Source organism: Paraburkholderia sp. CNPSo 3274 (genome assembly GCF_024206475.1).
Lineage (GTDB): Bacteria > Pseudomonadota > Gammaproteobacteria > Burkholderiales > Burkholderiaceae > Paraburkholderia.
In genome coordinates this window covers 83,894-104,448 of sequence record NZ_JAMBPR010000002.1, presented here as the reverse complement: position 1 = coordinate 104,448, position 20,555 = coordinate 83,894, and the positions used below count along the sequence as shown (strand labels likewise).

Sequence of the window (20,555 nt, the reverse complement as noted above, 5' to 3'; positions counted from 1 at the left end):
CACGCGCCGCGTTCAGCCGCCGCTTAATTTGCGGCAGCTGAAGCAACGCGGTTCCTGCTTCAAACTCAGGCCGGCATCCTGCGGAACGTCACCGCGATGCGGTTCCAGCCGTTGATCGCGATGATCAGCAGCGTGAGGTCGGCGATCTCCTGATCGCTGAAATGCGGCTTCACGCGTTCCCAAACTTCATCGGGCACGTGCGTTTGCGCGAGCAGCGTGACCGATTCGGTCCATTCGAGCGCCGCGCGCTCGCGCTCGGTGAAGAACGGCGTCTCGCGCCACACCGAAACCGTGGCGAGCCGGCGATCGGTTTCGCCGCCTTTGCGCGCATCCGTGGTGTGCATGTCCACGCAAAATGCGCAGCCATTGATCTGCGAAGCGCGCAGGCGCACCAGTTCCGCGAGCGGCTTTTCGATCGAGCTCTTGCTAGCGCGCTCTTCGAGCGCAATCATGGCCTTCGTGCCTTCCGGGCTGGCCTTGTAGAAATCCAGACGTGCCTGCATGAGCGTTTACCTATCGAGTTGAATGGCGTGGCGCTGTCGTCGACAGCGATGTTGATAACGGACTTGCGAATTGCGTAACCACAGGTGCACTTTAGGCGTTGCGCTGGTGCGTTCACATAGCCATTCTGGCAATATTTCGGGTGACCACTTTCGCTCTCGTCGAACGCTCCCTGCAGCGTCATCATGGAACTCCACGTCACCGTATCGGGCCGTCGCGACCTCGCGGGCCAGATCTATCGCCAGCTACGCGACAGCATCGTCGATGGGCGCCTGGCCGGCGGCACCCGCCTGCCGTCCACGCGCGACCTCGCCTCGCAGCTCGGCGTTTCGCGCAAGACCACGCTCGACGTATTCGAACGCCTGCTCGCCGAAGGCTATCTGAATTCGCGGCGCGGCTCGGGCACATTCGTGGCCGAAACGCTCGAACGCCTGCCCGCGCGCGAGCGCGGTCATCCGAATCCGCAGATACGCGCTGCCACCGCTGCTATCTCCTCTGAGCGTGCCGGGAGAGCGCCGCGCGTGGCGCAGGCCACGCCCTGGTGGCAGGCGCAAGCAGAGGCGCTGCACGGTTCGTTGCCGCGCCTCGACACGCGGCTCGCGTGCGACTTCGCGGGCGGCGTCACCGACAAGTCCCGCTTTCCCTTCGACATCTGGCGGCGCTGCATCAACGACGCGCTGCGCGTGCAGGCGCGCGGCCACGGTATGTATCGCGACCCGGCGGGCGAGGAGAAGCTGCGCCTTGCGGTGTCGCGCTATCTCGCCTTCAACCGCGCGGTGCAGGGCAACTGGCAGGACGTGATCGTCACGCAGGGCGCGCAGCAGGCGCTCGATCTGCTCGCGCGCGTGACACTCACACCCGGCGACGTAGTCGCCGTGGAGGAACCGGGCTATCCGCCCGCGCGCGATATCTTTGCCGCGTTGGGCGCGAAGGTCGTGCCGGTGCCGGTGGATCGCGAAGGGCTCGTCGTCGCGCGGCTGCCGAAGGCGGCGCGGCTCGTGTACGTGACGCCTTCGCACCAGTTTCCGCTCGGCATGCCGATGAGTCTCGAACGTCGCGTCGCGCTGCTCGAATGGGCGCAGGCGTGCGGCGCGCTCGTGATCGAAGACGACTACGACTGCGAATACCGCTTCGAGGGCCGCTCGATGGAGCCGCTCAAAAGCCTCGACAATGCCGGCCTCGTGGCCTACGTTGGCACGTTTTCGAAGACCATGTTCCCCGAGCTGCGCGTGGGCTACGTGGTGCCGCCAGCCGCGCTGGCCGCGCCGCTCGCCCGCGCGCGGCAGATTGGCGACGCGCACGGCTGCGTGCTCATGCAGACGGCGCTCGCCGACTTCATGCTCGACGGCCATTTCGCGCGCCATTTGCGCCGCATGCATCAGACGTATTCGCAGCGCCGCGACGTGCTGCTCGCGCATCTGCGCGGACCGCTTGCGCCGTGGCTCGAACCCGTCACGCCGAACACGGCGGGGTTGCACCTGGCGGCACGGCTCGTCACGCCGCTCGACGCCGCAGCGGTGGCGCAGGCCGCGCGCCGCGCGTCGATCGGTCTGCATCCGCTCGCGCCGTTTCATCTCGAAGCGCCTGTGCAGAGCGGTTTTCTGTTCGGTTACGGTGGGGTCGACGCCGAGCGTATCGACGCCGCGCTGACATCGCTCGCCACGCTGCTGCGCACGCTTTGACTGCATCTTGCTATCGCTGCGACACCGGCATGGCAGCCGAAATCATGCAAAAACGCCATACGTATGGCGCTTTCCTGACGAACGCGCCGTGCACCGCGCCGACCGAAGCGCGTCGTCCGTCAGTGATTCGGGTGCGCAAGGGGGCACGTTTACCCCTGTAAACAGGCGTCAAAATGTGTTCGAGAGTCAGCGTCGCGCAACAAAATCGTAACGACAATGCAAAAGCTTCACGCAAAACGCTTGCGCGTATGTAGAATCCGCCGTTGAAGCACGTGCATTCCGCAGTGCTTCTTCGATTCACTGACCAACACTGGTAGGAGAAACATGCCGACTTCCGCAAAGAAAGTGGCCGTTAAAAAGGCAGCTGCCCCGGCCAAGAAGGTTGCCGCAAAGAAAGCGCCCGCCACCAAGACGGCCGCAGCTAAGAAGGTCGCCGTGAAGGCGTCCGGCGCACCGACGCCGATCAAGGACACCTTCACGAAGGCCTCGCTGGCTACCCACGTCGCTGAGCGTGCAGGCGTCGAGCCGAAGGCTGCCAAGGCCGTGCTCGCCGCGCTGGAAGACACGATCCTCGGTTCGGTCCACAAGAAGGGCGCTGGCGAATTCACGCTGTCGGGCCTTCTGAAGATCGTCGTCCAGGCCGTGCCGGCGAAGAAGAAGCGCTTCGGCAAGGATCCGTTCACGGGTGAAGAGCGCTGGTTCCCGGCGAAGCCCGCATCGGTCCGCATCAAGGCGCGCGCCCTGAAGAAGCTGAAGGACGCAGCAGCAGCCTGATTGCGCTGATCGCGTTTCAAGCCGCGGCCTTCGGGTAGCGGTTACCCGTCAGTACCAAAAAGTCCCCGTTGGCGTCGAGCCCACGGGGATTTTTCATTTGGTGCGTGCAACGTTCGCTGGCACTGCTATGCTATGTTCTAATGTTATGGCTTGATATTCGATATGATCTCTGTGAAATCACGGCATGGTTATCGCCGAAATCATACGTAAGCGATTGCCTTGGATCAAAAAGATTCAAACGTATATAACAAACTGTTATGCAAGCAGCCGACCTTAGTTTGCGCCAGGTGGAAGCGTTTCGCGCGTTGATGCAGTGGCGCACCGTCACGCGCGCGGCACAGGCGCTCGGCATTTCGCAGCCCGCGGTGAGCCGTTTGCTTGCCGACTTCGAAACAAAGATGGGGTTCGCACTTTTCGAGCGGCGCCAGGGGCGTTTGCTGCCGACCGTCGAGGCACATACGCTGCAAGACGAAGTCGAGCGGGCGTTCTTCGGTTTCGAGCGCGTGGCTCAGGCGGCTGCGCAGATTCGCGCGCAACGGCGCGGCGTCGTGCGCGTTGCCGCGTCAGCGGATCTTTGCGCCGACTTCCTGCCGCGCGTGGCCGCCGCGTTCGCGAGCGAGCACGAAGGCGTCGATTTCGAACTGCTGACTGGCGAAGCCGCCGAGATTGTCGAGCGCGTGGCGTTGCAACGCTGCGATCTCGGTTTCGTCGCGCAAGCCGTCGCGCATCCTGGCGCGCGTCTCGAGTATCTGGGTGAATGGCCGCTGCGCTGCATCGTGCCGCGCGGACACCGGCTCGCGCGCAAACGCGTGATTCATGCGCAAGACTGCGCGGGCGAACGCTTCATTTCATTTGCCGCGGCGAGCGAGGCGCGCCTCTCCATCGACCGGCTCTTTGCCGAATGCGGGGTGGCGCGCGAGCCCGGCGTCGAAGCGGCGCTTGCGCAATCCGTCGTGGCGATGGTGGAAGCGGGGATGGGCATCGCGCTCGTCGACGCGCTGACAGCCCAGCACGCGAGCGCGCGGGTGAGCGTGAAGCGCTTCACGCCCGCGCTGTCGAGCGCGCTCCATGTCGTGCGCGGCACGCAGCGCGCGGCGACGGCACTGAGCGACGCGTTCGTGTGGCACGCCGCCGCCGCGCTGGCGCGGCTGCGCTGAGCCTTTCGCTCGTGTAAAGGGCGTGTAAACGGCGCAAGTGATGGCCTTGCGTGAACACGCCTTGGAGCTTTGCTTCTAAAACCCGGCGGCCATAAAAAAACCAGCCAGGGCTTGCGCCCGAGGCTGGTTTGTGCGGCGTGCAGCTTTTAGCTGCGTGGTCTCGCGAGCTGCGCCGGAAAGGCTCGTCAGCCCGTTCCGGCGCCGGGCCGAAGCCCGGAGCAAAGCGTTGCTTAGAACTTGTGGCGGATGCCCAGGCTGACCATGGTCTGCGAGCTCGTAGCTGAGTTGTAGCCGTACGAGCCGATCGACGCGCCTGCGATCGACGTCGTGGTCGCGCTGTCGCGCTGCGTGCCGTTGGCGTGCTGCCAGGCCGCCACAGCGTACAGGTCGGTACGCTTCGACAGGTTGTAGTCCGCGCCGAGCGAAACCTGGTTGTACGTGTTCGAGGTGTCGCCAGCGCCGTGCGTCCAGGTGTAGCCGAGGCCGAGCAGCAGTGCCGGGTTCAGCTGATAACCGAGGTAGCCGCCTGCGACGTTGAAGCGCTGGTTCGAGGCGAACGCGGAAGCGCTGTCCCGGCGCATCTGAACGTTGCTGTAACGGCCGCTGAACGTGAACGAACCAGCGACGTACTGCGCAGCGATCTGAGCCGTGCCGACCGAGCTCGCCGAAGCGTAGGCCGCGTTGATCTGGCTGCCGTTGTAGAAGACGTTATCCGACGTTGCGCTCTGGGACCAGCCGCCAAAACCATTGGCTGCGCTGGCTGCGCGGGCTGCCGGCGACGACGAGTTGTCCATGCGGAAGTAGCCGCCGGCAACGTTGAACGAGCCGATGCCGTACGTGGCAGCAGCACCCCAGCTCTGACCCGAGCCGGTTGCGCCAGCGACGCCGCCCAGCGCGTACATGCCTTCGAACTGGAAGCCCTGGATGTTCGGCGAGACATACTTGATTGCGCTGTTCGTACGCGAGTCGTTGTCGTTGTTGTCGACGTCACCCGGGGTCGTGAACGTGCTGCCGAAGTAGTTGTCGGCGGTCAGCGGCTGAACCATGTCGACCAGCGGGTCGTACTGGCGGCCGAACGTGACCGTACCGTACTGATCGTGCGTGAGGCCAACGAATGCTTGACGGCCGAAGATCGCCGTGTTGCCGTTGTAGCTGCCCATTTTGCCGTTGTTGATGTTGAAGCCGCTTTCCAATTGGAAAATCGCCTTCAGGCCGCCGCCCAGATCTTCCGTACCCTTCAGGCCCCAGCGGTTGCCCGACAGGTTGCCGCCAACAAGGGCGACCAAGTTCTTGTTTTGACCTTGGCTGTTCGTCGTGTGGTTGACGTACTGGATCGATTCGTCGATCACACCATAGAGGGTCACGCTGTTTTGAGCATGAGCGGTGCCAGCTGCGGCCAAGAGGGCCAGCGAGAGGGTCGAGAGAGCGACTCGTTTCATTCTGTTTTCTCCACGCAGAAATTGTGTAGTTGTTGCGCGTTGCAGAATAACGCAGCAGGCCAGGCGACCTGAACTGAAAAAATAAAGTTTGTCGCGAAAACCTGACACCGGCCAGAATCCCTTGTCAGACGGGACCTCCGTCGATTATGCCGATTTTGGAAATATTGGATTGTTGACCCTGCATTATTGTTATTTTTGATAAAAGTTCCGTAAACGCGCGTTATTTTTTTGCCTTACCGCGGCCTTTTGCAGCAGCCTCATTTGGCCCGGCGGCGCTGGGGTGGCGGCGCCTGCCGGCAGCCGTCATGGCGAGCGCCGCGCTCGCGACGAACAGCACCGAACCCCACGGATGACGCTTCACATAGCGGTCGGCGGCGGCGACCGTGCGGCCCGCCTGGACCAGCGTGAGCGCGGCTGCGTAGGTGGCGCTGTCCTCCATGCGCACGACCGAACGGCGGATCTGCAGCCCCGATTTCAGCCTCCCGAACGCGCCGCCATGCGCGCTCGCGCGCCCGATCGCACCCAGCGGAGTTTCCGATAGTGTCGATTTGTCTGCCGCAACGACCGCCGCGAGGGCCGCAGGCATTGCCGTGGCGGCTGCGCCGCCGTTTCCGATCGGCACGGCGGATGGCGCCGACGCAGCGGCAGAACGGTCTGCACGCTTCGTGTCGTGCCGCGCGACGATGGTGGAGGCGGCGAGCACCGAGGCCAGCTTGGCGCGGCTGCCGGGCGGTGCTTCCTCAAGGAAACCCCATGCGCCGCGCGGGTCGTGCATGCGCCCGCGCGCCGCCGAGAATTCCGCGCCGAGCAGGAGCACCGCCGCTGAAAAATAGAGCCACATGAGCAGCACCGCGAGCGAGCCGGCGGCGCCGAAGGCCGTTGCCATGCCCGCGTGCGCGAGATAGAGCGCGAACAGCTTCTTGCCCGCCGAGAACAGCACCGCCGCGACGATGCCGCCCACCAGCGCGTCGCGCCAGCGCACGTCGGCGTCGGGCAGGAAGCGCAGCAGGGCGCCGAACGCGATGGCCAGCACCACCAGCCCCACGCCAAGCTGCATCAAGTTGCCGATGATCACATAAGGAGAATTGCCCCAGAGCCACTGGCCGACGAACGTAATGGCCGTGTCGAGCACGAGCGACACGATCAGCAGGAACGCGACGCCCAGCACGAGGCTGAACGAAATGAGCCGCACGCGCACGAGCGCCAACACGCTGGAGGGACGCTGCCCGTCCGGCGGCCAGACCATGTTCAGCGCGGAATTGAGCGAGGAGAAGGTTGCGGACGCGCCGATCACGAGCAAGGCGAGCGAGATGATCGCCGCGACGCCGCCCTTGCCGCCCGCCCGGTGCGCGTTCTGCACGATGGTGGTGATGCCCGCGGCCGCGTCGTCGCCGAGCACGTTGTGGACCTGGCGGAAGAGTTCGCCGCGCGCGGCGTCGTCGCCGAAGAACCAGCCGGCCACGGCAATCACCATCACGAGCGTGGGCGCGAGCGAAAACGCCGAGTAGAACGCGATGCTCGCCGCGAGCGACGGACAGCGATTGGCGATGAACTGGCGCAACGCGCCCACCACCCACGACGCTTCTTTGCGCGCGGCGGACTGCAGTCGTTCGGTGGAAAGCGTTGACATGGTGGAGCGCCCCGCGGTGGTTCTTCAGTGGTTCGTATTCGTCAAAAGATGGCTCATTCGTCACTCAATATTAGCAAGCGTGGTTCCCGGGCGATCTCGCGCTGCGCGCGCATAAAGCTCGCGAACACCCAGCGCGATCCGTCTCTCAAAACGTCTTATACTGAAAAAACCCTCAACCAGAAGCCGAGGACGAATCATGCTGCAAATGTCCCGGCGTCAGTTCCTCAAGGTCACGGCGACGTCGCTGGCGGGTTCCAGCCTTGCGTTGATGGGTTTCGCGCCCGACAACGCGCTTGCCGAGGTCCGACAATACAAACTGGCGCGCACCACTGAAACCCGCAATACCTGCCCGTACTGCTCGGTCGGTTGCGGGATCCTCATGTACGGTCTCGGCGATGGCGCGAAGAACGCGACCACGAGCATCATCCATATCGAGGGCGATCCCGATCACCCCGTCAATCGCGGCACGCTGTGCCCGAAGGGCGCGAGCCTGATCGATTTCATTCATAGCGAGAGCCGCCTCAAGTACCCCGAGTACCGGGCGGCCGGCTCGAACGAGTGGAAACGCATTTCGTGGGATGAGGCGCTCGACCGTATCGCGAAGCTGTTGAAGGAAGATCGCGACGCGAACTTCGTCGAGAAAACCGCCGACGGCAAGACCGTGAACCGCTGGTTGACCACGGGTATGCTGGCCGCATCGGCAGGCAGCAACGAAGTCGGCTATCTCACGCACAAAGTGGCCCGCAGCATGGGCCTGCTCGCATTCGACAACCAGGCGCGTGTCTGACACGGCCCGACGGTGGCAGGTCTTGCCCCGACGTTTGGCCGTGGAGCGATGACGAACCATTGGGTCGACATTCGCAATGCGGACGTGATTCTGGTGATGGGCGGCAATGCGGCCGAGGCGCACCCGTGCGGCTTCAAGTGGGTCACGGAGGCGAAGGCGCACCGCAAGGCGCGGCTCATCGTGGTGGACCCGCGCTTCACGCGCACGGCATCGGTCGCGGACTTCTACGCGCCGATCCGCACCGGCACGGACGTCGCCTTCCTTGGCGCGGTGATCAACTATTTGCTCACCAACGACAAGATCCAGCACGAGTACGTGAAGAACTACACGGACTTCTCGTTCATCGTGCGCGAAGACTACGCATTCAACGACGGCATTTTTTCGGGCTACGATCCGCAAAAGCATTCGTACCCGGACAAGTCGTCGTGGAACTACGAGCTCGGCGACGACGGCTTCGTGAAGACCGACGACACGCTGCAGAATCCGCGCTGCGTTTATCAGTTGCTCAAGCAGCATTACTCGCGCTACACGCCCGAGATGGTCGAGAAAGTGTGCGGCACGCCGAAGGACAAATTCCTCAAGGTATGCGAAATGTTGGCGAGCACGGCCGAGCCGGGGCGCGCGGGCACGATCATGTACGCGCTCGGCTGGACCCATCACTCGATAGGCTCGCAGAATATCCGCACCGGCGCGATGGTGCAGCTCCTGCTCGGCAACATCGGCATTGCGGGCGGCGGCATGAACGCGCTGCGCGGCCACTCGAACATCCAGGGGCTGACCGACCTCGGGCTCATGTCGAACCTGCTCACGGGCTACATGACGCTGCCGTTCGAAGCGGAGCAGGACTACGACGACTACATCAAGAAGCGCGCGTCGCAGCCCATGCGGCCGAACCAGCTGAGTTACTGGCAGCATTACGGCGCCTTCTTCGTGAGCTTCATGAAGTCGTGGTGGGGCGACGCGGCCACGAAGGACAACAACTGGGGCTACGACTGGCTGCCCAAGCTCGACAAGCCGTATGACCTGCTGCAGACCATCGAGCTGATGAATCAGGGTAAGGTCAATGGCTATATCTGTCAGGGCTTCAACGTCCTGGCGTCCTCCCCGAACAAGGCCAAGACCGTCTCGGCGCTCAGCAAGCTCAAGTGGCTCGTGATCATGGACCCGCTCGCCATCGAGACCGCAGAGTTCTGGAAGAACTATGGCGACTATAACGATGTCGATCCGACTTCGATTCAAACCGAGGTGTTCCGTTTGCCCACCACGTGCTTTGCGGAAGAAAACGGCTCCCTCGTGAGTTCGAGCCGCGTGCTGCAGTGGCACTGGAAGGGCGCGGCGCCGCCGGGCGAGGCAAAAAGCGACCTCGAGATCATGTCGGGCCTGTTCCTGCGCATACGCGCCGCGTATCAGAAGGACGGCGGGAAGTTGCCCGATCCGATCGTCAAGCTCGACTGGCCCTATTCGGATCCCGCGAGCCCCACGCCCGAAGAACTGGCGAAGGAGTACAACGGCCGTGCGCTCGCCGACCAGACCGATGCGAAAGATCCCACCAAGGTGCTCGTGAAGAAGGGCGAGCAGCTCTCGGCCTTCGCGCAGTTGAAGGACGATGGCACGACCGCGAGCGGCTGCTGGATCTTCTGCGGCGCGTGGACCCAGGCCGGCAACCAGATGGGCCGGCGCGACAACGACGACCCCACGGGCATCGGCCAGACGCTCAATTGGGCCTGGGCGTGGCCGGCGAACCGGCGCGTGCTGTACAACCGTGCCTCGTGCGACGTGGCGGGCAAGCCCTTCGATCCCACCCGCAAGCTGATTGCCTGGAACGGCAGTGCATGGACGGGCCCAGACATACCCGACTACAAGGCTGACGAAGCGCCCGATCAGGGCATGGGGCCGTTCATCATGAACCCCGAGGGCGTGGCGCGTTTCTTCGCTCGAGACGGCATGAACGAAGGTCCGTTCCCTGAGCACTACGAACCGTTCGAGAACCCGCTCGGCTATAACCCCTTCCACCCGAACAACCCGCTCGCCACCAGCAATCCGGCGGCGCGCGTGTTCCCCGACGACCGCAAGACGTTTGGAACCGCGCAGCAGTTCCCGCATGTGGCGACCACGTACCGGCTCACCGAGCACTTCCACTTCTGGACGAAACACGCCCGCCTGAACGCGATCATTCAGCCGCAGCAATTCGTCGAGATCGGCGAGGCGCTCGCGAAGGAAGTGGGCGTGGTGGCGGGCGACCGCGTGAAGGTGTCGAGCAATCGCGGCCATCTGGTCGCGGTGGCGGTGGTCACCAAGCGCATCAAGCCGCTGACCATCGAAGGCAAAACCGTGCATCAGGTTGGCGTACCGCTGCACTGGGGCTTCAAGGGGCTCACGCACCCGGGCTATTTGACGAATACGCTTACGCCGCCCGTGGGCGACGGCAATTCGCAGACGCCCGAGTTCAAGTCGTTCCTCGTGAAGGTCGAAAAGGCATAGGGGGCGCGAACCATGGCATTGCAATCACTCGACATCAAGCGCATCTCAGCCACGACCACGCCGCCGCCGGGCGTGCGCGAGCCAGTCACGGGCACGGTCGCGAAGCTCATCGACGTGACCAAGTGCATTGGCTGCAAGGCGTGTCAAACGGCGTGCATGGAGTGGAACGATCTGCGCGACGAAATCGGTGTCAATACGGGTGTCTACGACAATCCGCACGATCTCACCGAGCACTCGTGGACCGTCATGCGGTTCTCGGAATGGGAGAACCCGGACGGCAACCTCGAATGGCTGATTCGCAAGGACGGCTGCATGCATTGCGAGGACCCGGGCTGCCTGAAGGCGTGTCCGTCGCCGGGCGCGATCGTGCAGTATACGAACGGCATCGTGGATTTCCACCAGGAGAATTGCATTGGCTGCGGCTTTTGCATCACGGGCTGCCCGTTCAATATTCCGCGCCTCTCGCAGAAGGACCGTCGCGTCTACAAATGCACGCTGTGTTCGGACCGCGTGGCGGTGGGGCAGGAACCCGCTTGCGTGAAGACCTGCCCGACGGGCGCAATCGTGTTCGGCACCAAGGAAGACATGAAGCAGCATGCGGCCGAGCGCATCGTGGACCTCAAGGAGCGCGGCTTTCAGAACGCCGGGCTCTACGATCCGCCGGGCGTGAGCGGCACGCACGTAATGTATGTGCTGCATCACGCGGACCGGCCCTCGCTTTATCACGGGCTGCCCGATAACCCGCGCATCAGCCCGATGGTGCGCCTCTGGAAGGGCGCCGCCAAGCCGATCGCACTCGGCATCATGGCGCTCACGGCGCTGGCGGGTTTCTTCCACTACACGCGGGTTGGCCCGAACGAGGTGACGGAAGAAGATGAAGTTGCCGCGCGCGACGAGGCGCGGCGCATGCGTGGCGAACCGCCCGAGGAGCGCAGCGATGAAAGACGATGAACCGCAACTGATCGAGCGCTACACGCCCAACGAGCGCAGCAACCACTGGATCACCGCGATCAGCTTCATCCTGCTCGCGCTCTCGGGCCTCGCGATGTTTCATCCGGCCATGTCCTGGCTTTATGCGGTGCTTGGCGGCGGTCAGTGGACGCGTATTTTGCATCCGTTCATCGGCATCGTGATGTTCGTCTCGTTCCTGCTCCTTGCGTTGCGCTTCTGGCATCACAACTATCTGGACAAAGACGACATCCAGTGGATGAAACAGATGGGCGACGTGCTCAACAACCGCGAAGACAGGTTGCCCGAGATCGGCCGCTACAATGCGGGCCAGAAGCTGTTATTCTTTGTGATGGTGGTTTGCCTCGTGCTGTTGCTTTTGAGCGGCATCGTGATCTGGCGGCGATATTTTTCGATCTATTTCTCGATCGAGATTATCCGGCTCTCTTCCCTGGTGCATGCGATAGCGGCGTTCGTGCTGATGTGCGGCATCATCGTCCATATTTATGCAGCGCTTTGGGTGAAGGGGTCGATCGGCGCGATGACGCGCGGTTACGTCACCTGGGGCTGGGCGAGAAAGCATCATCCGCGCTGGTTCCGCGAGAGCATCAAGTAACGCACAGGCTGCGCGCCGCCTGCCGCGCCGTTGGCTAAGGCAGTGGCGGCGCGAGCGGCAAACCGCCGGCGCCCGCGAGGGCACGGCGGTTTTTTCTTTGTGAAGCCGTTCTGGAGCAGACCGTCGTGACGCAACGCATTCTCGACCCGCAGCAAATCGAATCGCTCGATCCTTCGGCGATTCCGCGCATCCGTCTGCCCGAGCGCTTCGCCTTTTTCAGCACGCGCGCCGTGCGCCTGCGGCATCTCGCGGACCACAATCCCATTGGCGGCTACGTACGTCTCATGGCGGCGCTCGTCGATGCGCAGCAGGAGGCGCTCGAACATTGCAGCGCGTCCATGCCTTCGCGCGAAGCCATTGCGAACGCGCAGCATCATTGCATGCCGATACTGCCGGCGATTTCGGGCGAGCGTGATCCGCAATGGCACGCCGTGCTATTGCGTCTCGCCGATCGGGTCGAAGCGGCAGGAGCCGTCGCGCCTGCGCTCGCGAAAGTGCTAGACGAACTGCGCGCCATGAACGAAGCACAACTCGACGTCCAGGCCGATGCGGTTCTCGCGCAGCGCTACACCGAAGTCGCACCTGCCACCGCGCCGTTCATCATGGCCGCGCTGCAGGTGGTGTGGACCGACCTCGCGAGTCGCATCGATGTGCGGGACGTGCCCTATGTCGACGCACCGGGCGTATGTCCCGTGTGCGGGTCGCCGCCCGTTGCCAGCATCGTGCGCATTGGCGGCGCGTATCAGGGCTATCGGTTTGCGCAATGCGGCCTGTGCGGCACCGAGGCGCACGTGGTGCGGGTGAAGTGCACGAACTGCGATTCGACCAAGGGCATTGCGTATCACGGCATCGAAGGAGGCAATGCTGCAATCAAGGCCGAATCGTGCGACGAATGCCATACGTACCGCAAGATCGGCTATCAGGAGAAGGACCTCGATTTCGAGCCGCTTGCAGACGACCTGGCGAGCCTCACGCTCGATCTGCTGATGAGCGATGCGGGCTACCTTCGTGCGAGCCCGAATCCGTTGCTATGGCCCGAAGTGCCTGGCGACCAGTAAGGAGCCGCGCACGCCATGAGTGAAACCGTGGGACAAGCAGCGGAGCAGGATGCGCAAGCCCTTCATGCGCTGCTCGCGAAAATGCCAGCGGTCGAGCGCGTGATTGCCTCGGAGCAAGCGCAGCTGCTGATTGCGCAGTACGGACGCACCCAGGTGGTGGACGCGATACGCGCCACGCAGGACGACTGGCGCCGCGATGTGCGCGCCGGTGCGTCGACGCAGGAAAACAAGGATGCCGAACCATTTTCGCTGGAGCGGGTGATAGCGGCGACCGCACAGCGGTTGGCCGAGCGCACACAAAGCCGCCTGCGTCCGGTCTTCAATCTCACGGGGACGGTGCTGCACACGAATCTCGGCCGCGCGCTGCTGCCCGACGAGGCTGTAAAAGCCGTGGTGCAGGCGCTCACGCAACCCGCGAACCTCGAATTCGATCTCGCGAGCGGCAAGCGCGGCGACCGCGACGACCTGATCGACTCGCTGATCTGCGAGCTGACGGGCGCTGAAGCCGCGACCGTCGTGAACAACAACGCGGCGGCCGTGTTGTTGCTGTTGAGCGCACTCGCCAATCGCAAGGAGGTCGTCGTTTCGCGCGGCGAACTGGTCGAGATCGGCGGGGCGTTTCGCATTCCCGACATCATGAGCCGGGCGGGCGCGCGCTTGCGCGAGATCGGCACGACGAACCGAACGCATCTCAAGGATTACGAAGCGGCGATCAACGCGCGTACGGCGCTCCTGATGAAAGTCCATTGCAGCAACTACGCGATCAGCGGCTTTACAAAGAGTGTCGAACTCGATGAACTCGCGCCGCTGGCGCGTCAGCACGGCCTGCCCGTAGCGGTCGATCTGGGCAGCGGGACGCTCGTCGATCTCGCGCAATGGGGCTTGCCAGCCGAGCCCACGGTGCGCGCGACCGTGGAAGCGGGTGCGGACCTCGTGACCTTCAGCGGCGACAAGCTACTGGGCGGCCCGCAGGCGGGGCTGATCGTAGGGCGCAAGGCGCTCATTGCGAAGATCAAGAAGCACCCGCTCAAGCGCGCGTTGCGGGTCGGCAAGCTCACGCTCGCTGCGCTCGAACCGGTGTTGCGGCTCTATCAGGCGCCCGAATTCTTGCGGGAGCGGCTCACTACGCTGCGCCTTCTCACACGGCCCGCCTTGCAAATGCAAGAGGCCGCGCAGCGCGCGCTGCCCGCGTTTCAGCGCGCCATCGGCGAAGGGTACGCCGCAAGCGTCGAGCCGATGTTCAGCCAGATCGGCAGCGGCGCGCTGCCCGTGGACGTGCTGCCGAGCAGCGGGCTCGTCGTGCGCCATGCGGGTAAGGGCGGCAGTGGCCGCGTGCTGCTCAAGCTCGAACGCGCCTTGCGCGAACTGCCGCGGCCCGTGATCGGCCGCATTGCCGACGACGCCCTGCGTCTGGACCTGCGCTGCCTCGAACCCGCGGACGAAGCGGCGTTCGCGGCGCAACTCGCGGAGCTGCGTCTGTGATCGTCGGCACGGCGGGGCACATCGACCATGGCAAGACCACGCTGGTCCGCGCATTGACCGGCGTGGACACCGACCGCCTGAAAGAAGAGAAGGCGCGCGGCATTTCGATCGAACTGGGTTACGCGTACCTGCCGCTCGCCAACGGCGACGTGCTTGGCTTCATCGATGTGCCCGGCCACGAAAAGCTCGTCCATACGATGGCGGCGGGTGCGTGCGGCATCGACTTCGCGTTGCTCGTGATTGCCGCCGACGACGGCGTGATGCCGCAAACGCGCGAGCATCTCGCCATTCTGCAACTGCTAGGCGTGCGGTATGGCGCGATCGCGCTGACCAAGTGCGATCGCGTGGATGCGACGCGCCTCGCCGCCGTGCGCGCCGAAATCGCCGCGTGGCTTGCTAACACGGTGCTTGCGGACGCACCTGTATTCGAGACCGATGCAACGCAGCCGCATGACGAAGGCGTGGCGCGCCTCGACGCCTGGTTGCGCGAGCGCGCGAGTACATGGCGGGCGAAACGAGACGATGGGCTCTTTCGCCTCGCAGTGGATCGTATATTTACGCTGACGGGCCAGGGGACGGTGGTGACGGGCACAGTATTCGCCGGCCGCGTACAGGCGGGCGACGCGCTCGTGCTCGCACCCGCCGGCACGCCTGTGCGCGTGCGCGGCCTGCATGCGCAGAATCGCGCGGTACAGGCGGGCGGTGCGGGCCACGCCGGCCAGCGTTGCGCGCTCAATCTCGCGGGCATCGACAAGGAGCAGATTGGGCGCGGCGACTGGGTCGTCGATGCGCGGCTGGCCGAGCCGGCGGTACGCCTCGACGTCGAGCTGCAATTGCTCGACGACGCGGGCATCACGTTACAGCACTGGTCGCCGCTGCATGTGCATCTCGGCACGACGCATCGCGTTGCGAACGTCGCGTTGCTCGAAGGCGAAACGCTCGCGCCGGGCGCGGCTGCCCGCGTGCAGCTCGTTTTCGAAGCGCCGTTGCACGCGTTGCCGGGAGACCGCTTCATTGTGCGCAACGCGCAGGCAAACCACACCGTCGGTGGCGGGCGTGTGCTCGATCCGTTCGGGCCGTCGCGGCGGCGCCGGACGCCAGAACGGCGTGCATGGCTCGACGCGTTGCGCACGTGGCTCGACGAAGCGAGCCTGGCACCGCTGATCGAAGAAGCGCCGCGCGGCATTGCGCGCGCGACGTTGGTGCAGTTGACTGGTTACGACGATGCTGCGCTCGCTTTGCCCGCCGACGCGATTGCAATCGCACCGCAAGGACGCGACGACGAAGGCGCGGTGATAGCACACGCGCACTGGACGAGGCTCACCGAGCGCATTGTCGAAGCGCTCGCCGAGTTTCATACGCGCTCGCCCGATGAGCAGGGGCCGGACGCCGCACGTTTGCGCCGCATAGCGGCGCCGCTTGTGAGCGATGCGGTGTGGCGCGCCGCGATTGAAGCGCTCGAGCGGGAGGGGCGCGTGGCACGCAGCGGCCCGTGGCTGCATCTCCCGTCGCACGCGGTGACGCTCGACGCCGACGACGAAGCGCTCGCGGCGCGCCTCATGCCGCTGCTCGCGCAAGGGCGTTTCGATCCACCGTGGGTGCGGGACCTCGCGCGTGAGACGCGGCAGCCGGAAGAGAAGGTGCGTGCGTTGCTGCGCAAGCTCGCGCGCCTTGGTATGGTGTATCAGGTCGTGCGCGATCTCTTTTACGATCGCGACGTGGTGCAAACGCTCGCGCGTGCCGTTGCACAGATTGCCGCGGAGCAGGGCGGCGCGGTGAACGCCGCGGCGTTTCGCGACGCCACGGCATTGGGCCGCAAACGTGCGATCCAGATTCTGGAGTACTTCGACCGCGTTGGATATACTCGCTTTCAGCGCGACACGCATCTGTTACGGCACGACAGCCGGATGCGCGAATGGTTGTAGGCACATCGATATGTGCGTGCGGTTGCAGGTGGTTGGGTTTGACGAAGGAAGGCATTCGTATCCGGTGGTACGGCCGGGCTTCAAACCCGGTTGGGGGCGTCAGCCGCTCCCGGGTCAGTTCGACTCTGGCTGCCTTCCGCCATTTCGTTTACGGGCGATCCGTGGTTGTCGTCTTCTCTCTGCACGAAATCGCCGTGCTGCTACTGCTCGCCTCTGCGCCTGCCGACGCAACGGTCTGCACGCCGGATTATTTCGCGCTTCAGAACGCGGGGCTGGTGGATGTCGTGGATGCCCGCTTTGCGCTGACCGACTCGGGCAGGGCGCTACTCCATCTGCTCGAACGCGCCTGAATCGTTTCCCCGGGCTCGGGCTTCGGCTTTTGACAAACTGAAGCCAAGGGGGGATGTGTAGCTATACCTCAACGCTGCCTGCTGTATTCCGGGCGTTCGCCGATACGCTGGTTGTGGCGGCTAACGAAAAACTGCTACGCGGTGGTCCGCCCGAAGCGGCTCCGTGCCCATCGGGGGCGCAACCGAGCGGTCCGTGGACCAAAACCGTTCGTGGGTTCGACAACGGGATATCCGCGGCACGCAGCCGCTTCAGGATGGCGAACAGAAGTTCACTTCTGGTGTCGGCAGCGATCCTGGGACTCCTGACGTGCCCCGTGGCCGTGAGTGTAATGCCATCGGGCGTCAACTGACTGAACATCACGGACGGCGACGGATGCTGCAGAACCGAAGGGTGAACCCTGTAAGCGTCGAGAAGAATCTCGCGGACCCGCTCCGGGTCGACATCCAGCGCGAATGTGAGCACCAGGGAGGTAACACCTTGTGTGGTGTTGCCCATCGTGACGTTGCGCACATTCTGCGATATGAGCTGTGAGTTCGGCACAATCACGGTTGACTTGTCTGCAAGCTGGATCTGGGTGGCGCGTACACTAATGCGCCGTATGTCGCCCTCGATGCCGGCGATACTGATCATATCGCCCACCTTCACCGGCCGCTCCGCGAGCAGGATGAGTCCTGAGATAAAGTTTTTCACGATCTCCTGCAGACCGAAACCGATTCCCACCGACAATGCACTCACAATCCATGCAAGGTTGTGCCATCTGACTCCCAGCACGGACAAGGTCTGCAGCACGACGAGTACGTAACCAATGTTCGCAAACAACGTCAGCAGGGACGCGCGCATGCCAGGACTCATTTCTGTCTTCGGCAACAACTCCCTGTCGAACCATTTGCGCACGGACCGCACAAGGTACAGACCAACGCCGGATGTGAGTATGGCGCTGAGGATATGAGCGGGGACGATATTGAGCGCACGCAGCCAGTCCCCGCCTAGCACCTCGAAAATGCTGTCGATGAGATCGGCGGGCGTGGTTCCCAGGCCACCTGTGAGCAGCGCAACGACCGCAGCGACGATGAGTGCGCTTCGGCAGACTCCGGAAAGGACGGTCGCAATCTGGGCGAGATGGGCATTTTCGAGGCCAAAGAGATGCTTGATCGTATTGCCGCTTGAATGCGCCGGCGAAAAGACGCTTTCGCATAGATCACGCGTAAGCATCACAAGAAAATAGAGACTGCACAGGACGATGTCGAACCACACGAGTTCATAGGTCAGGAAACGCGCAACGGAAATGTACCCACAGAGTAATGCAGCCAGGGCGCCCACGACGACAACGCAGACGGCAGCATGAATCAAGCCCGCAAGCGTCGACCGACCTTCAGGCGAATTTCCGGCTGCAGCAAGTGCGGTGCGTACCCGGTTCGCGTGAAGCAATGAAGCGCCGATGGTCAACGCGACGATCAACGCGACGAGACCGCGAGTGAAAATCGTGAGCTGAAGGCTGGTATCGACGGCTCTGTTGATTTGCTCTATCGCCCCTGAAAACAGCAGGAGCGCGGCCAAAGTCCGTGGAAAAGATCTGAGCGCGTGCGCAACGGGATCGGCGATGGCAGGTAGGCGCCAGGTTGGATGCTTCGTACACAGAAACGCCCTGCCAAGCGCGAGGACCAACGCACAATTGACGATGTGTTTGACAAGTTCGTCAGTGAAGGTCTGAAGGGCGGGCGACAAACTTTGTTGACTGGCTATGGCCAGGCCGGCGAGGTGTACCGCAACCATCGTGGCTGCCAGCGTCGCAAACACGGTCGATATCGCGAAAGCGCTGCGCCGCAGCCGTCCTTCTGGCAGACGTCGAAGGCAAACCGATCCTGCCGTTCGTTCAAGAACGCGAACACCAACTGTTGCGCAGGCCAGCGCGATCAGTAAAAGAAGCGTGGTCGTGATGCGGCGTCCCGGCTGCCACATCGATTGCATCTGCTTTTCGACCTGCTCGCCAAACGCTCGTAGACTTTGATAGTCAGCCGCATCCGGGTGAACGACGGGCGCCCAGAACGCAGCGCTCAGAATGCTGCCGGTGCGAAGCGCCAGTTGGTTTTTCAGATGTTCGTGAAGCAATCGTGCAATCTGTGCGTCGACGTTGACCAGATTACCTTTGATGCCTTCCGCCTGCCCGACTTGCGCATCAAGCCGCGCTTTCTGCGTCGTGAGGGCGTTGCGTTGCTGGGTGACGGCGGGTGTTTCTGAACTTGCGCCGGCAACGGGCGCAGCTCCGAGCACATCGAGCTGCGCATGCGTCCTTTCGAGCTCGGGCTCCAACGAGGTTGCGACCAGTCTGTCGACGTCGTCGACGATACGCCGGCTCAGCGAGTCCAGTTCGATCAGTTCGGCATCACTGGTTGCCGTCGATGCGCGCTGCCTGATCGCGTCTTCCTTGGCCTGAAGCGCATTGAGTGTTTCCACCGCGTCGGACCCGACGCCAGCGATGGGCACAAAATAGCCACTGTCCGGCGCGAGAGGCGGGGTGCCAGCCGCACAAGCAAAGGCCGGAACCAGGCCAGACAATGCAAGGACGATGAGGCGGAAAGTGATCAGAAGTACTTGTCGCATAGCTTGGGCGTGGGAAGAGACGCGCAGAACGTCTTTGCATGCCAGATGGCGCAGCAGGCGTCATCCATCAATGTGCCCACGCCGTAGTGGAACAGACGTTAGCAGTCCGATATCGTAAATGACGATTGTATCATAAATGATAAAGTAAGAAAAAGCGCGTGAGAATGTGCGACAGTTGCCGCGTCCGGTCGCCGCTCGGGGTCTCTTCAGGGCGGTCGACGGAAAACACAACTGCGAGCTTTGCCCGCTATGTTCCGGCTGGTTCGTGGGCCTACGTCGATGCGATATGGGAAACAGGGTGGGGGACGCCCGGGCATACCTCGCGTCTGGTCTGTAGCACGTTTGACGCATCACCATGCGCCTCGCCTCATTGTGCGCTACGCCGAATTTATCCGGCGGGCGGGGCGGGCTTTGCTCGCGCGTTGGCGAGATGGAAACAAACAATTGCAAGCGTCAATTCAACGTCTGCGACGCATATACTTCGCGTCATCACCTCGTCCATCAGGTGTCGGATTCATATTGTCACGAGAAGGAGTACTCATGGAAAAGCAGTGCATCGCTGCCATTGGTAAAGCAAAACCAGAAAGCGCTCACCAGATCGTACAGGACGCGCTTCGAAGTGCTGCTACGGCGTCCACGCCGAACGGCGCCATTGACCTGCTTGGCGAGGCGCTGCTGGAACTGGAGCGCCTGCTTGCACTGAATGGCGCGCGGGTGCACTGAACCCCGTCGGAGCAGGTGACTACAAAAGATGCATAGCGCTGTGCTGCACACGGCCGCGCAAATCGTGGAAGAAGTCAAGTCAAGGCAGTAGTTGACGAATGGACCAATTGTGATAATAATATCACATAAGCGAAGCGCTGACGCCTCGACCTTTCCCGATGCGGGTACGCGCAAATGCGTGTTGACCACAGCAGGGTACAGGCGGCGTATCCAGGCTCAGCCCATTTTGCGGCAGTGACATGAAACGCAAAGCGCTGCTTTTGCTTGCAAATCTTGCTGCTTCGGCAACCGTAAGCGCGTAACGAATGCCCCCACTGCAGAGAAACATTCGCTGGCATTTGGCCTTCGGTACCGGTGGATCTGCCGGGCTGCGACGGCGGATCGTTGCAGTGCACCGCCC

Annotated in this window: 15 protein-coding genes and 1 tRNA gene; 12 read left to right on the top strand and 4 right to left on the bottom strand. The window is 63.3% G+C overall.

Annotation, left to right across the window (positions count from 1 at the left end; all coding sequences use genetic code 11):
- Positions 1-65 precede the first annotated feature (65 nt).
- Entirely contained in the window at positions 66-503 is a 438-nt protein-coding gene (locus M3I54_RS01575; RefSeq protein ID WP_254332478.1) for a carboxymuconolactone decarboxylase family protein, read from the bottom strand.
- Between the two features lie 183 nt (positions 504-686).
- Between M3I54_RS01575 and M3I54_RS01570 the strand changes: the two genes are divergently transcribed.
- The 3 genes from M3I54_RS01570 (at position 687) to M3I54_RS01560 (ending at position 4,114) form a co-directional block, all read left to right on the top strand.
- Complete coding sequence (locus tag M3I54_RS01570; RefSeq protein ID WP_254332475.1) at positions 687-2,183, top strand: PLP-dependent aminotransferase family protein; 1,497 nt, start codon at positions 687-689, stop codon at positions 2,181-2,183.
- 324 nt (positions 2,184-2,507) lie between these two features.
- Positions 2,508-2,957 (top strand): HU family DNA-binding protein, encoded by a 450-nt coding sequence (locus M3I54_RS01565; protein ID WP_254332473.1) that lies wholly within the window; start codon positions 2,508-2,510, stop codon positions 2,955-2,957.
- Between the two features lie 257 nt (positions 2,958-3,214).
- A complete protein-coding gene (locus M3I54_RS01560; protein ID WP_254332471.1) occupies positions 3,215-4,114 on the top strand; it encodes a LysR substrate-binding domain-containing protein in 900 nt (299 codons plus the stop codon).
- 230 nt (positions 4,115-4,344) lie between these two features.
- Here the strand turns inward: M3I54_RS01560 and M3I54_RS01555 are convergent, their stop codons facing one another.
- A complete protein-coding gene (locus M3I54_RS01555) occupies positions 4,345-5,553 on the bottom strand; it encodes a porin (protein WP_254332470.1) in 1,209 nt (402 codons plus the stop codon).
- A gap of 220 nt (positions 5,554-5,773) precedes the next feature.
- Positions 5,774-7,183, bottom strand: a complete 1,410-nt coding sequence (locus M3I54_RS01550; RefSeq protein ID WP_254332469.1) for a YihY/virulence factor BrkB family protein — start codon at positions 7,181-7,183, stop codon at positions 5,774-5,776.
- Positions 7,184-7,379: 196 nt separating this feature from the next.
- On the opposite strand from M3I54_RS01550, the gene fdnG reads away from it, so the two are divergent.
- The 8 genes from fdnG to M3I54_RS01510 all read left to right on the top strand — a co-directional run bounded on the left by fdnG (position 7,380) and on the right by M3I54_RS01510 (position 16,830).
- Positions 7,380-10,451: a formate dehydrogenase-N subunit alpha gene (gene fdnG, locus M3I54_RS01545; protein ID WP_254332468.1), complete on the top strand. Its 3,072-nt coding sequence runs from the start codon at positions 7,380-7,382 to the stop codon at positions 10,449-10,451.
- A 12-nt stretch (positions 10,452-10,463) separates the two neighbouring features.
- Positions 10,464-11,402 carry a formate dehydrogenase subunit beta gene (gene fdxH, locus M3I54_RS01540; protein ID WP_254332467.1) on the top strand — a complete coding sequence of 313 codons (939 nt, stop codon included), beginning with the start codon at positions 10,464-10,466 and terminating at the stop codon, positions 11,400-11,402.
- Positions 11,389-12,015 (top strand): formate dehydrogenase subunit gamma, encoded by a 627-nt coding sequence (locus M3I54_RS01535; protein ID WP_254332466.1) that lies wholly within the window; start codon positions 11,389-11,391, stop codon positions 12,013-12,015. The genes fdxH and M3I54_RS01535 overlap by 14 nt, the downstream gene beginning before the upstream one ends.
- Positions 12,016-12,125: 110 nt before the next feature.
- On the top strand, positions 12,126-13,073 hold the full coding sequence (fdhE, locus tag M3I54_RS01530) for a formate dehydrogenase accessory protein FdhE (RefSeq protein ID WP_254332683.1): 948 nt from the start codon (positions 12,126-12,128) through the stop codon (positions 13,071-13,073).
- A 15-nt stretch (positions 13,074-13,088) separates the two neighbouring features.
- Positions 13,089-14,555: an L-seryl-tRNA(Sec) selenium transferase gene (gene selA / locus M3I54_RS01525; protein ID WP_254332464.1), complete on the top strand. Its 1,467-nt coding sequence runs from the start codon at positions 13,089-13,091 to the stop codon at positions 14,553-14,555.
- Positions 14,552-16,480, top strand: a complete 1,929-nt coding sequence (selB, locus tag M3I54_RS01520; protein ID WP_254332462.1) for a selenocysteine-specific translation elongation factor — start codon at positions 14,552-14,554, stop codon at positions 16,478-16,480. Before selA ends, selB begins: the two co-directional genes overlap by 4 nt.
- Positions 16,481-16,526: 46 nt before the next feature.
- A tRNA-Sec gene (locus M3I54_RS01515) sits at positions 16,527-16,622 on the top strand.
- A gap of 19 nt (positions 16,623-16,641) precedes the next feature.
- Entirely contained in the window at positions 16,642-16,830 is a 189-nt protein-coding gene (locus M3I54_RS01510) for a hypothetical protein (RefSeq protein WP_254332460.1), read from the top strand.
- Between the two features lie 61 nt (positions 16,831-16,891).
- On the opposite strand, the gene M3I54_RS01505 is transcribed toward M3I54_RS01510, so the two are convergent.
- On the bottom strand, positions 16,892-19,432 hold the full coding sequence (locus tag M3I54_RS01505; RefSeq protein ID WP_254332458.1) for a DUF3772 domain-containing protein: 2,541 nt from the start codon (positions 19,430-19,432) through the stop codon (positions 16,892-16,894).
- Positions 19,433-19,972: 540 nt separating this feature from the next.
- On the opposite strand from M3I54_RS01505, the gene M3I54_RS01500 reads away from it, so the two are divergent.
- On the top strand, positions 19,973-20,155 hold the full coding sequence (locus M3I54_RS01500) for a hypothetical protein (protein ID WP_254332456.1): 183 nt from the start codon (positions 19,973-19,975) through the stop codon (positions 20,153-20,155).
- The last annotated feature ends 400 nt before the right edge of the window (positions 20,156-20,555 follow it).

Bases quoted from the DNA above. Each gene is read 5' to 3' on its own strand.
- M3I54_RS01575 (WP_254332478.1), bottom strand. From the start codon at position 503: ATGCAGGCACGTCTGGATTTCTACAAGGCCAGCCCGGAAGGCACGAAG.
- M3I54_RS01570 (WP_254332475.1), top strand. From the start codon at position 687: ATGGAACTCCACGTCACCGTATCGGGCCGTCGCGACCTCGCGGGCCAG.
- M3I54_RS01565 (WP_254332473.1), top strand. From the start codon at position 2,508: ATGCCGACTTCCGCAAAGAAAGTGGCCGTTAAAAAGGCAGCTGCCCCG.
- M3I54_RS01560 (WP_254332471.1), top strand. From the start codon at position 3,215: ATGCAAGCAGCCGACCTTAGTTTGCGCCAGGTGGAAGCGTTTCGCGCG.
- M3I54_RS01555 (WP_254332470.1), bottom strand. From the start codon at position 5,553: ATGAAACGAGTCGCTCTCTCGACCCTCTCGCTGGCCCTCTTGGCCGCA.
- M3I54_RS01550 (WP_254332469.1), bottom strand. From the start codon at position 7,183: ATGTCAACGCTTTCCACCGAACGACTGCAGTCCGCCGCGCGCAAAGAA.
- fdxH (WP_254332467.1), top strand. From the start codon at position 10,464: ATGGCATTGCAATCACTCGACATCAAGCGCATCTCAGCCACGACCACG.
- M3I54_RS01535 (WP_254332466.1), top strand. From the start codon at position 11,389: ATGAAAGACGATGAACCGCAACTGATCGAGCGCTACACGCCCAACGAG.
- selA (WP_254332464.1), top strand. From the start codon at position 13,089: ATGAGTGAAACCGTGGGACAAGCAGCGGAGCAGGATGCGCAAGCCCTT.
- M3I54_RS01505 (WP_254332458.1), bottom strand. From the start codon at position 19,432: ATGCGACAAGTACTTCTGATCACTTTCCGCCTCATCGTCCTTGCATTG.
- M3I54_RS01500 (WP_254332456.1), top strand. From the start codon at position 19,973: ATGGAAAAGCAGTGCATCGCTGCCATTGGTAAAGCAAAACCAGAAAGC.